General features: G+C 41.5%; 10 protein-coding genes. 5 read left to right on the forward strand and 5 right to left on the reverse strand.

Annotation, left to right across the window (positions count from 1 at the left end):
- Positions 1–130: 130 nt before the first annotated feature.
- From glyQ to RMY16_RS25320, 4 genes are all read left to right on the forward strand, one after another.
- Complete coding sequence (gene glyQ, locus RMY16_RS25305; protein WP_322738665.1) at positions 131–1,030, forward strand: glycine--tRNA ligase subunit alpha; 900 nt, start codon at positions 131–133, stop codon at positions 1,028–1,030.
- Positions 1,031–1,521: 491 nt separating this feature from the next.
- A complete protein-coding gene (locus RMY16_RS25310; RefSeq protein ID WP_322738666.1) occupies positions 1,522–3,876 on the forward strand; it encodes a ComEC/Rec2 family competence protein in 2,355 nt (784 codons plus the stop codon).
- Positions 3,877–3,921: 45 nt separating this feature from the next.
- The gene (locus RMY16_RS25315) at positions 3,922–4,371 is read left to right on the forward strand and encodes an NADAR family protein (protein ID WP_322738667.1); all 450 of its coding nucleotides are present in this window, start codon (positions 3,922–3,924) and stop codon (positions 4,369–4,371) included.
- A 291-nt stretch (positions 4,372–4,662) separates the two neighbouring features.
- Positions 4,663–5,763 carry a tetratricopeptide repeat protein gene (locus tag RMY16_RS25320; RefSeq protein ID WP_322738668.1) on the forward strand — a complete coding sequence of 367 codons (1,101 nt, stop codon included), beginning with the start codon at positions 4,663–4,665 and terminating at the stop codon, positions 5,761–5,763.
- 27 nt (positions 5,764–5,790) lie between these two features.
- Here the strand turns inward: RMY16_RS25320 and RMY16_RS25325 are convergent, their stop codons facing one another.
- Positions 5,791–6,489, reverse strand: a complete 699-nt coding sequence (locus tag RMY16_RS25325; protein WP_322738669.1) for a phosphoribosyltransferase — start codon at positions 6,487–6,489, stop codon at positions 5,791–5,793.
- Between the two features lie 191 nt (positions 6,490–6,680).
- Here RMY16_RS25325 and RMY16_RS25330 point away from each other — a divergent pair, with 191 nt between their 5' ends.
- On the forward strand, positions 6,681–7,361 hold the full coding sequence (locus RMY16_RS25330) for a uracil-DNA glycosylase (protein ID WP_322738670.1): 681 nt from the start codon (positions 6,681–6,683) through the stop codon (positions 7,359–7,361).
- Between the two features lie 177 nt (positions 7,362–7,538).
- On the opposite strand, the gene RMY16_RS25335 is transcribed toward RMY16_RS25330, so the two are convergent.
- From RMY16_RS25335 to RMY16_RS25350, 4 genes are all read right to left on the reverse strand, one after another.
- Entirely contained in the window at positions 7,539–7,844 is a 306-nt protein-coding gene (locus tag RMY16_RS25335) for a DUF4090 family protein (protein WP_100898458.1), read from the reverse strand.
- 137 nt (positions 7,845–7,981) lie between these two features.
- Positions 7,982–8,236 (reverse strand): hypothetical protein, encoded by a 255-nt coding sequence (locus RMY16_RS25340; protein ID WP_322738671.1) that lies wholly within the window; start codon positions 8,234–8,236, stop codon positions 7,982–7,984.
- 65 nt (positions 8,237–8,301) lie between these two features.
- Positions 8,302–11,415, reverse strand: a complete 3,114-nt coding sequence (locus RMY16_RS25345) for a phosphoenolpyruvate carboxylase (RefSeq protein ID WP_322738672.1) — start codon at positions 11,413–11,415, stop codon at positions 8,302–8,304.
- A gap of 84 nt (positions 11,416–11,499) precedes the next feature.
- Positions 11,500–11,766, reverse strand: coding sequence for a hypothetical protein (locus RMY16_RS25350; protein WP_322738673.1), 267 nt, complete (start codon positions 11,764–11,766; stop codon positions 11,500–11,502).
- Between the last annotated feature and the right edge of the window lie 378 nt (positions 11,767–12,144).

The following is a 12,144-nucleotide window of genomic DNA, read 5'->3' on the forward strand; positions in this document are numbered from 1 at the left end:
CTAATTCATTGTGTCAACTATTTTTCCCAAATTATTTTTGGAAGATTTCTGCATCTCCTGAAATTGCCCACAGTGCCAGGTTCTAGGCAACAATGGTTTATGCACTGTGTTGACTAAGGATAGAACAAGCGTGAATTTTCAGTCGGTAATAAGTCTATTGCATCATTTTTGGGGCGATCACGGTTGTCTTATTGCGCAGCCCTACGATATTGAAAAGGGGGCTGGTACTAAGAATCCCCAGACTTTTTTAAGAGCATTGGGGCCGGAACCTTGGGCTGTTGCTTACGTTGAGCCTTGTCGTCGTCCTACTGATGGACGCTACGGCGAAAATCCCAACCGCTTTCAACACTATTATCAATATCAAGTTCTGATTAAGCCATCACCAGATAATATTCAGGAGATTTATCTTGATTCATTAAGAGCTTTAGGTATTCGTCCTCAAGACCACGATATTCGGTTTGTAGAGGATAACTGGGAAGATGCAACTGTGGGAGCTTGGGGCACTGGGTGGGAAGTATGGTTAGATGGGATGGAAGTTACTCAATTTACCTACTTCCAACAGTGTGGAGGAATTGATTGCCGTCCGGTGTCGATTGAAATTACATACGGGTTAGAGCGGCTGACAATGTATCTCCAGCAAGTAGAAGCATTTACTAAGATCCAATGGACAGATAACACTACTTATGGTGATGTTTTCCTGCAAAGTGAGATTGAGCAATGTACATACAACTTTGAAGCGTCAAATCCTGAGTTGCTACTGACATTATTTAATTTGTATGAGCAGGAAGCTACCCAATTGACGGAGCGAGGATTGGTAGTGCCTAGCTTAGATTATGTAATGAAGTGTTCACACACATTCAATCTGCTGGATGCTAGAGGTGTGATTTCGGTAACAGAGAGAACTCGCTATATTGCCAGGATTCGGCATTTGGCTAGGAAGGTAGCTCATTTATATGTTGAGCAAAGGGAGAAGTTGGGTTTTCCGTTGCTCAAAGATACTGTGAGTTCAACAGGAAACCCAATATACTAAAGGGTGCGTTTACACGAACTAAGTACATCTTTGTGTAAAACAATAGCGTTTTAAACGCAGAGTAAAGGCAAAGGTACGCAGAGTCATGCCAAATTCAATTCACTACAATTTTATGTTCTGTTTATCCTTGTGGTCTGAGGTTTAAGCTAGGTATATCTTTTTAATGCAGCTTTTGCAAAAGAACAGAAATACGGTTAAATATTGAGTCTAGAAAATTCAAGATACAAGGATAAGGCCCGCCTGTGCGGGCTTTGTTTATATAAACTTGATGTACTATACTCACCACAAGCAGAAAAATTTTTCGCTGTTGTTAATTAAAGAGATACAAAGCTCACGCAGGGGTGCTCCAAACACAGATAATAAGAGTTTGGAATATTTTATTTTTGAATTTCATAACCAAATTCAGCAACGTCGATTTTTCTTTATTGCTGCCCTATCTATATTTAAACCATCTGCAAATTCGGATTGCCAGGTGCTTTTACAAAAATCTTATGATTCAAACCAGTGGTGTAATTATTTGTCTTGGCTACATTTTTGGGTTGCTGCTTACAGCAGTTCCTTGGGGTGGTGTGGGGATTTTGGTTGTGGGGATTGTGGGAGCAATACTTTTTAGAAAACGCACCACACTGCAACAATTTGCTCAGAAACCGGAAAATGCTGGAAGCAAAAATAAGGCAGCGCCTAATATTTGGCAAAGTACTCCCCATCCTCGAATATGGTTAGCTGCTGGCTTGGTGGGATTATTGGCAACTCTATATTTTCAATGGCGAATGCCACAACCGGATGCAAAAGATATTAGTCAGTTTGTCCCGCCTGGAAATAGCAGCAATCAAGAACAACTTGTGATTGTACGCGGCGAAGTGGTGAGTAACCCTCGCTTAACTCGCAGTCAGCGAGGACAATTTTGGCTGGAAACGACTCAGTTAGATGAAGTCAAAAATGATCAAGGTTCAGCAGGTGTCCCACAAGGGGTTACAGGGAAATTGTATGTAACAGTCCCTATACTTCAGGCTACTGGGTTATACCCTAGTCAAGAAATTGCTGTGACTGGGATTTTGTATAAACCAAAGGCGGCTTCCAATCCTGGTGGTTTCGATTTTCAGAAGTTTCTCAAGCAGGAAGGAACGTTTGCTGGTTTGATTGGGCGACAAATAAATGTTTTGGATCGGGAACGTAAATGGGGATGGTGGCAAATTCGGGAGCGAATTGTGCGATCGCAAGTTCGTTGGTTGGGTATTCCTGAAGGGCCTCTTGTCAGTGCAATGGTTTTAGGCAGCAAAGCTGTTGATTTACCCTACGATATCCGCGACTTATTTGTACAAGCTGGATTAGCTCATGCTTTAGCGGCTTCTGGGTTCCAAACTTCTTTGATTTTGAGTGTGATTTTACAGTTAACAAGGCGAGCAAAAAAAGGAACGCAATTTACCCTTGGCTTTTTGGCTTTAATTATTTTTCTGAGTTTGACAGGATTTCAACCTGCGGTTCTCAGAGCCGTACTTATGGGTTTTGCGGCATTAGTTGGCTTGCTATTAAAAAGGAAAGTAAAACAGTTTGGATCGTTACTATTGGCAGCAACTCTACTATTAGTATTTAATCCTCTATGGATTTGGGATTTAGGTTTTCAATTAAGTTTTTTAGCGACATTAGGATTAGTTGTAACAGTACCCGCATTAGTCAATCGTCTAGCATGGCTACCACCTGCGATCGCTGCTTTGATTGCTGTTCCCCTAGCTGCCACTATTTGGACTTTACCTGTACAACTTTTTGTCTTTGGAGTTGTACCATCTTATAGTCTGTTGTTGAATGTGGTTAGTACTCCATTAATTTCGATCATTAGTATAGGTGGAATTATCAGTGCGTTAGTAGGTTTAGTTTGGACTGAAGCAGGAAGCTTCGTAGCCGGGGTGTTACATTATCCTACTGATTGGCTAATTAAACTAGTGGAATTTTTTAGCAAGTTGCCTGGAAATTCTGTTGTTGTAGGCAGTATATCTACTTGGCAGCTTTTGGCGATTTATATACTAATTATATTGGTCTGGCTAGTGCGTTGGTGGCAAAGGCGATGGTGGTTTGCTAATATGATTGCGATTGGTTTAATATTCATCCCGCTTTGGCATTCTAAAAATACATTGTTTAGGATAACAGTTTTAGAATCTGGAACAGAACCAATTATAGTTGTTCAAGATCGAGGTACTGTAACTGTAATTAATAGCGGTGATGAAGGTACAGGACGTTTTACAATTTTACCGTTTTTACAACAGCAGGGTATAAATCAAATAAACTGGGCGATCGCAACTGATTTTCAAGGTAATGAAAGTAATGCTTGGTTTGAATTAATGCAACGTTTACCAATTAATAATTTTTATGAATATTCCAACCAAACAGATAATTCTATTACAACTCAAGCAATTCAACAGGAGCTACAAAAACATCAAGGAATTTATCAAACTTTGGCAGTTGGGCAAGCTGTGAAAACTGGTTCGATAGTAGCGCAGTTAATCAACGACCAATTACCTATTTTACAATTGCAAATTTTAGATCAGAATTGGTTGTTAGTAGGTAATGTTAAGTCTAAAGAGGTGCAACAACTCGTTAAAAACGGAAGTTTGTCTCGCCCGCAAGTGCTTTGGTGTGCCCCTGAGTCATTGAAGGATTTAGTTATTGCTCTGCAACCACAAGTAGCGATCGCTTCTTCTGCCAACTTTGATCCAAAAACTTTATCTGAACTGAATCAAAGTCAAACTAAACTATTTTTTACAGGACGAGATGGGGCTATCCAATGGACTCCTAATGGTCAGTTTGAGGCATTTATTGAATCAACAGAAAATAAGTCATCTGTTTTATAAAAAACTTACAAATTTAGGAAATTCAAGAAAATTAAATTAATTTTTATGACAATTTATTTTTATAGTACTCGTGAAGAGTATGGCTGTTTCTCTAACTTTTCGTCCCACGGCTTTGAATTAGATGGATTGTATTGGTCAACTAGCGAACACTACTTTCAGGCGCAAAAGTTTGTGGGTACACCCCATGTAGAACAAATCCGCCTAGTTAAAACACCTAAAGATGTAGCAAGAATGGGGCGTGAGAGAACGCGTCCCTTACGCCAAGATTGGGAACAAGTTAAAGATGACATCATGCGGCAAGCTGTGCTGTGCAAATTTCAAACTCATACAGATATTAGAGATATTTTACTTTCTACAAACAATATAGAAATTGTTGAAAACTCGCCTATCGATTTTTACTGGGGTTGCGGAGCGGATGGGAGTGGTAAAAATATGCTAGGAAAAATTTTAATGGAGGTGCGGGATATTCTGCACCATACCTACAGGATATATTGATAATAAAACTATTAAATAAGCTTATTAAAAATAGTTGTTTAATAAAAGTACTCCAGACATAAAGAATACAAATAGTCAAGAAACAGAGACGCTCGCAAATAATCTAAAACTGCTATATAGTTATTACTCTTCATGAGTGATAATCTAAAATCCTCGATTAAGTATTCTATAGAGATCGCTATATAAACTCTCACTTTTCCTAAACTTAGGCTGTGGTAAACCAGCTGGTGAAAGATATATCCTGGTTTTGGGAACACTAGATTTAGGACTAGACTTCACAGGAAGAAGTTGATGTCTAAAGGTGAATGGAATAACAGATTTAAAAATACAGTTCCCTTACAATTACCCATAACATACCTAAAACCAGTGAAGCGTAATACAATTACCCATGAATTTGACTCTGGTTCACAAGCAGAAATAATACCTATACAAGAAAGTGATGACCATTTGTCAGAAGCGTCCAAGCTACTAAGGCAAGGAATTCAACAGCAGCAAGGTGGCGAATTAATAACGGCTATGAAGTCTTTACAGCAATCCTTGGGGCTGTTTCAGGCAGTTGGTGATTTAGAAAAACAGGCACAGGTACTTTCTTTTTTAGGATTGGTAACTTACAGCGCTGGAAACTACAAAGGTGCTATCTCTTACTCCCAACAGTGTCTTTCGTTGCTCAATAACACTTCAGATTTAGTATTGCAAATGCAATCTCTTTCCCATTTAGGCAATGCATACCGTCACCTGAATGACCATAAAAAGGCTATTGAGTATCTAGAAAAATGTTTGAAAATAACGCAGCAACTCCAAGACAAACGAAGTCAAGTGGCCGCACTGAATAATCTAGGATTGGTGTATAAATCTTTAGGCAACTTTACACAGGCCATTGAGTATCAGCAGCAAAGTCTAGCGATTGTGCGGGAACTCAAAGATAATTGGGGCGAAGAACAGGTACTCAAGAATTTAGGTAATGCTTGGTATGCTTTGAACAATTACCAAAAAGCGATCGCGTATTATGAGCAATGTGTAGTACTATCACGCTCATTAAAAAATGTTCGCAGTGCTTCTCAAGTGTTAAAAAATCTGGGCAATGCTTGTTATGCTTTAGGTGATTATACTAAAGCGATTAAGTATTATGAAGATCGGTTGCAATTAGCCAAAGAAATTCAAGACAAGCGTAGTGAGGAACAGTCTTTAAGTAGTTTAGGAGTTGCTAGTGAAGCTTTGGGTGATTATAACAAAGCAATTACATATTATGAAGAACGTTTGTTGTTAGCTAGAAATATCAAAGATCGTCGCAGTGAAGAACAAGCTCTTGCCAGCCTGAAAGTCGCTTGCTACGCTTTGGGTGATTATGCCAAAGCTATGCAATATCAGCAAGGAACATCTTCAAATAGTTAAAAAGCAAGACCGGAAAACAATTCAAAATTACTCGCACAGATCAATTTCCCCGATTGTTTTTTGTTGTTGGAGATATACGAGAACTTCTAATGTATCTACTTGGGGAAATTCTGCGTAAAAATTACTCACACTCCAGAATGGTTCGGGTGTTTCCAAAACTATTGTGCGATCGCCCCACTGTTCTAACCAAGGTAGCAATTTTTGCGGCGCTACTGGAGTACATAGCCAAACTGCTGCTGGAGAAAGCGCTCTCATAGCAGTTGCTGCTACCGCTATTGTCATACCTGTAGCAATACCATCATCAATTAAGATCAACGTAGCATTCTCTGCATTTACTTGCGGACAAGTAGGAATTAATTGAGCCTCAAGAGACTTAGCAAGCTTTATTGCTTTATTTAAAGCCACTTCTCGCCACCGCACATCATGTTTAGAACGAAATAGCTTTTGATCAGTCCAAAGAACATTTCCAGAAGTAGTCACTGCACCAATTGCTAACTCTGGGTTTTCTGGATGGCTAATCTTTTTTGCGACAACAATTGTCAACGGGCAATCCAAAAGACGTGCTACTGGTGCTGCTACTGGTACACCTCCTCTTGGCAAAGCATAAATAATTGGTACAGGCTTTACCCCAGAATCAATAGTTTGCTGAGTTAAAACATCATGAATTACTCGTGCTAATAACTCACCTGCATGGGTACGATCGGCGAAAAGTGGGGTATGTGTCATGTTTTCCCCCAGCATCTTAAGACGGCAATGCTTTTATCATGACTGAATTTTGTCTCAAATTAACTGATACAATAAGATTTGTATAAATAATTAAGTATTCAGCAAAAGTTTATTGTTCTGATAAATATCCAACCAGAAGGCTATTTAACTCAGATATAACAGCTGGCGCTGATGCCAAAATCCTGATTTTCATGAGCAGCGAAACCCAACTCAGCCTCTTCGACGACTCAACTTTTAACCAACGAGAACTGATTCCTACAGACGCGAAAATTCCGATCGCTCCCGGAACTTATTCTGACATAACGGAGTTGACACAGCATTGCGATCGCTGCCACCGTTGTGCATTGGGAGACACTCGTACTCATGCTGTTGTCGGACGTGGCAATCTCAAAGCACCAATTATGGTTGTGGGAGAAGCGCCAGGTCAAAATGAAGATGAAACGGGTTTACCATTTGTAGGCAGATCGGGACAATTGCTGGAGAAAATTTTGGCATCAGTAAATCTGACTACTGAGCATGATGTATATATTGCCAATATCAATAAATGCCGCCCACCAGATAATAGAGTTCCCACTCCTGTAGAGGTGGCGGCTTGTCTACCATACCTACTAGAACAAATTCGCTTAGTTGACCCCAAAATAATTCTGTTAACGGGTGCAACTGCTGTCAAAGGTATCACTGGCGATAAACGAGGAATTACGAAAATTCGCGGACAGTGGCTGGAGTGGGAAGGGCGCTTATGTATGCCAATTTTTCATCCTTCCTACTTGCTGCGTAATCCTTCTAAGGAAAGAGGTGCGCCGAAATGGTTAATGTGGCAAGATATCCAGGCAGTGCGTGCCAAGTTAGAGGAAATCCAAAATAACAGCTAAGGAACTTCTATGTTTAGATTTAAGATGTGTGAGGTAAAGAATTGAATTGATGTGTTAAGCCAAAACGTGTGGCAGTAGGGATTTAGCAGCATTACACTGTGGTCAGGAGTGTCAGAGTTTGTCGTCAGCCATTGCGAAAGTAGCTTATCTCAACGAACTCCTAACTCCTAACTTTATTTATTTACCACTATAGAAAAAGGCAATTTCTTTCTCTTTTAGAGGCGCGAAACCAGCATCTACGAGTAATTGGTCGAGTTCTGCTTGGGGAATATGTTTTGCGCCAATTCGCACAATGCGCGATCGCATCGTATTAGATACACCACTGCGCTGTCTATTGCCTTCTAGCGCCATAACTTTACCATAAAGTTCTAGCTTGGCAGGTGGAATGGGAGAACCATCAAAATCAATTCCTTGTGCGATCGCTTCGTCAATCGCATCAGCTCCTGTAGTAGTTTGATTCCCTGGGTTAGTTTCGGTAGGCATAATGATTTTCTCTTCTTCGCTATGGCTAGATTTTACCAGCCTTGCTGACACCAAACTTGCCCGAACTCACGTTTACAGAAGTTTTCAGTATTTGAACCACATGTGTTAGGGGGGCGCAAGGCCTTGCGCCCCTACGGCTAATCACGAGCTTGTCGCGTCACCACGCCACCAACAAACGCCCCTAAGATAGTGCCTGTCCATAGCCCTGTTGTGCTACCTTGCCATATTGCTCCTGGCGTCATCCAAGCATTGCACATCTCCTTTAAACCCCAAGGTTGGCTTTGGCACTTTTGGCTATGCAGCATCATGGTGATTTGCCCACTAGTGTAAGCGCTAAAAAAACCTGATGACAGTGCCAAGAAAGTGCAAATTAAAATTCTGTTTTTTGTCATTAGTCATTGGTTATTGGTCATTGGTCATTATGCCCTATGCCCAATGCCCAATTCCCCATTCCCAATCAACCTGTATTTCTCATCCCAGCAGCAATACCATTAATAGTTAACAATGCTCCTCGTAGTAACTCGCCTTTGCTGTAGCGAGAGTGAATTACTCCAGAAGTAGCAGTAGTATTTTGGGACTGCCGTAGACGCTTGAGTAGTGAAACTTGGATAAATCCCAAGGGGACAATTGTCCCATTGCGTAACTGCACAGATCGTTGCAATACAGGATCGCCATCTAATAGTCGATTGTGATCGGTAATTTTTAACACCAAATCCCTTGTCAGATAGAACTCGCTAGCGATTTGGTCAAACACCTTGGCAAAGCGAACTTGATCTTCTGGTTTTGACAGTTCTTGGACGTAGTGGTGTGCCATTTGGATGTCTACTTTTGCCAAAGTCATCTCAGCTTTAGAAATCACCATCTTGAAAAAGGGCCACTTAACATAAAAGTAGCGCAGTAATTTCAAGTGTTCTTCTGGTTCTGCGTTCAAGAATTCTTGTAACGCTGTGCCAACCCCATACCAAGAAGGAAGTAAAAAGCGAGTTTGCGTCCAGCTAAATACCCAAGGAATAGCTCGCAAACTGCTTAAATCTTTCTTACCAGATGGACGACGTGCGGGACGGGAACTAATTTGCAGTTGGCTAATTTCTTCAATGGGAGTTACTTCGTGGAAGAAATCAACAAAATCAGGCTGTTCGTAGATTAAAGCACGATAATGTTGACGCGATCGCACTGCTAATTCTTCCATAATCTCATTCCAGGGTTCAATATCATCAAACCCTGTTTGCAGGAGGCTGGCTTGAATCACAGCAGTGGTGATGGTTTCCATGTGGTACAAAGCCAAGTCCACCAAGGAATATTTGGAAGCTAAAACTTCTCCTTGTTCGGTAATCTTGATTCGCCCATTGATACTATGACCAGGTTGAGCCAAAATAGCCTCGTAAGCGGGGCCGCCACCGCGTCCCACAGAACCGCCGCGTCCGTGGAAAATCCGCAAATTCAGATCGTAGTTTTCTGCGATTTGTTGCAATGATTTTTGGGCTTTATGAATTTCCCAGTTGCTGCTTAAAAAACCAGAATCTTTATTGCTGTCAGAGTACCCCAGCATTACTTCTTGCAAGTTTGTGGAGAGGGGGGAGGAAGCAGGGAAGCAGGGGAGCAGCACTTCGGCTACGCTCAGTGACCGAGGAGCAGGGGGGGATAAATTTTCATCTGCATCTTCTGGTTTTGTCTGTTCGTAACCGCCAGCTAATAAAGCGCGATATAACGGCAGTTCAAACAGGTTGTGCATGACGCTTCTGGAGCGTTGTAAATCTTCTACTGTCTCAAATAGGGGGACTACTTGAATAGTTCCGACGGCAATGGCGGGGTCAAAAAGTCTGGCTTCTTTGGCTAACAGTAGTACTTCCAGCACGTCGCTCACGTCGCGACACATACTGATAATGTAAGTTTGGCAGATGTTGAGACCAAATTCTTGTTGCAGCGATCGCACGACGCGAAAGGTTTCAATTACATCATTGGTTTTTCCCGAAAATGGCAATTCTGCCGGAATTAATGGCCGACGGGTTTGCAGTTCTCCTGTGAGCCAAGCAACTCTTTGCTCCTCGGATAGTTCGTTGTAAGGTTGAGGTAATATTTGCAGGTATTCCAGGATCTCATTTAGCGCATCGGCGTGGCGAGATGATTCTTGACGGATATCTAACTGTGTCAAGTTAAAGCCAAAAATTTCTACCTGACAGATGAGATTTTCTAAATCTCGACAACTTAAACCTGTTTCTGTCAAGTTCCGCTGAATCATTCGCAATTCTGCTAAAAAATCGGCTCCCGAACGATACAAGGGGCTATCTTGATTTGTTGGCGTTTCCCGATTGTACAAAGCGAGATTGCGATCGCGAGTATTTTCCAGCCGTTTCAGTACATAAGCCAGTTTGAGCCGATAGGGTTCTTGTCGATAACGTAGCGCCAGTGCGTCGTAGACTTCGCTCAACTGGGATTGATCTAATTCTAGAGATTCCAGTAAGTCTGGTAAAACATCACTCCAGTGCATCGACACACTCAATAATTCAATCAGATTTTTCACTGACTGAATATATCTCTCCAGCACCATTTTGCGCTGATAGCAAGCCGTTTTCCAGGTAGTTTCAGGTGTGACTGATGGGTTTCCATCTCTGTCTGAGCCTACCCAGGAGCCAAAAGAGCAAAAGTTTTTACTCGGTGGTTCTAGCCAAGGAAAGGTATTGGATAGAGTGTGTTTGAAACGTTTATACAGTTGCGGAATGCCATCAAATAAAACTTCTTGAAAGTAGTGCAGGGCATAATCTACTTCATCTAGCACTGTGGGTTTGAACTGGTGAAGTTCGTCTGTACGCCACCACAGGCGAATCTCTTCGAGCAATTGTTCGCGGACATCTATTGCTTCCCAAGGATATGCTCCTGGTGTGCTACCAGAGTGGTTTTCCAAAGTATCCAGTTTTTGCAAAAGTTGTACCACCTGTCGCTGCTTATCCCGGATGGTATGACGAACAATTTCCGTTGGATGTGCTGTAAAAACTAACCGCACATCCAGATGTGCAATTAGACGTTGAATTTGCTGGGGTGGGACATTCAGTTTGAATAAATAGGGAAACAAGGCAGCAAAAGTACCTTTTGGTTTGACTTGCGCTTTTTCGAGATAATTCTTTTTGAGGAAGTCTGCTGCTATTCCCTTGCTAACAGGCGTGTCATCTTCTCTTTGATTAGACGAATAGTTAACATTGGATGGTATTTCCGGCTCTATTTCCTCTGTGTCTGCTTCATAGCGGCTCAATTGCTGCTGTTGTTCGTATTCCTGCTCTATGATGTTAATCAGCTGAAAATATAAAGCAAAAGCACGAGCCGCACGAATTGCTTCGTTGATATTTAGTTGTTCAATTAATTTGACGGCTGAGGATGCTTGGTCATTTGTTGCTTGTCCTTCTGGTGAACATAAATCGCGCAACTGACGCAACAACTCCACCATATTTTGACCACATTCTTGCCGGAGAACTGACTCCCACAATTCTTCCACTACCTGGAGACGATGGCGCAAAAATAATTCTGACACCGGGTATATATCAGCAGTTTGAGACGAAGAGTATAAAAGGGAACCCATATTCTCTATTTTTGTAAAGCTAATTACTGTTTACGGTTCTAGGTTTTGCACTTAATGCTCACCGGGTTGTTCCTGAGCAAATAATTATTTGGTGTATATCTTCTCATCTTGATTGATTTCGTGTTCATCTGGGAAGTCTAATGGGAAGTCTAAATTGGGTAGGCGATCGCCTCGAAATAATTCTTCACTGGCTTCTCCTACGGCTTCTAGTGCTCTTACTGTAGCTTTTCCAGTAATTAGCAGCAGTAATATAGACGCTGTACCTATTTGTAAAAGGAACGATTGAGGAATGGGAAATAAATCCAGATTGGATGCGGGTTTAGTTGAAGACTGTTGGTTGGTAGGAGGCATTGCTAATTTTTGGTTATGGGAATTAAGAGTAGAGACGCGGTTAATCGCGTCTGTGAGGAGAGACGCGATTAACCGCGTCTGTACAAGAGTTAGGAGTTAGGATGACTCCAACGATCAAGGGATGGAGTTGAAATGAGATAAGCTTATTGTTTGTTTCGCCCATCAGAGGCATTAGCGCAGTGGGATACAAGTCCGGCTTTAAAGGACAAGTCATCAGTCAGTCATATAGAATTATTCTGACTCTTGGCTCCTGTACAGATGTGATTAATGGCGTCTCTCCTAACTCCTAACTTCTGATTTTTGACTCCCTATTAGTAAAATAAACGCAAAACTCAACATTAGTCAGACTTGCAACCTATACAAGACTATCTTGTCCGA

Origin of the sequence: Nostoc sp. DedQUE12b (assembly GCF_034530835.1) — a bacterium.
GTDB lineage: Bacteria > Cyanobacteriota > Cyanobacteriia > Cyanobacteriales > Nostocaceae > Nostoc.

Excerpts from the sequence above, each read along its gene's own strand:
- RMY16_RS25310 (WP_322738666.1), top strand. The coding sequence starts at position 1,522 with ATGATTCAAACCAGTGGTGTAATTATTTGTCTTGGCTACATTTTTGGG.
- RMY16_RS25315 (WP_322738667.1), top strand. The coding sequence starts at position 3,922 with ATGACAATTTATTTTTATAGTACTCGTGAAGAGTATGGCTGTTTCTCT.
- RMY16_RS25320 (WP_322738668.1), top strand. The coding sequence starts at position 4,663 with ATGTCTAAAGGTGAATGGAATAACAGATTTAAAAATACAGTTCCCTTA.
- RMY16_RS25325 (WP_322738669.1), bottom strand. The coding sequence starts at position 6,489 with ATGACACATACCCCACTTTTCGCCGATCGTACCCATGCAGGTGAGTTA.
- RMY16_RS25330 (WP_322738670.1), top strand. The coding sequence starts at position 6,681 with ATGAGCAGCGAAACCCAACTCAGCCTCTTCGACGACTCAACTTTTAAC.
- RMY16_RS25335 (WP_100898458.1), bottom strand. The coding sequence starts at position 7,844 with ATGCCTACCGAAACTAACCCAGGGAATCAAACTACTACAGGAGCTGAT.
- RMY16_RS25340 (WP_322738671.1), bottom strand. The coding sequence starts at position 8,236 with ATGACAAAAAACAGAATTTTAATTTGCACTTTCTTGGCACTGTCATCA.
- RMY16_RS25345 (WP_322738672.1), bottom strand. The coding sequence starts at position 11,415 with ATGGGTTCCCTTTTATACTCTTCGTCTCAAACTGCTGATATATACCCG.
- RMY16_RS25350 (WP_322738673.1), bottom strand. The coding sequence starts at position 11,766 with ATGCCTCCTACCAACCAACAGTCTTCAACTAAACCCGCATCCAATCTG.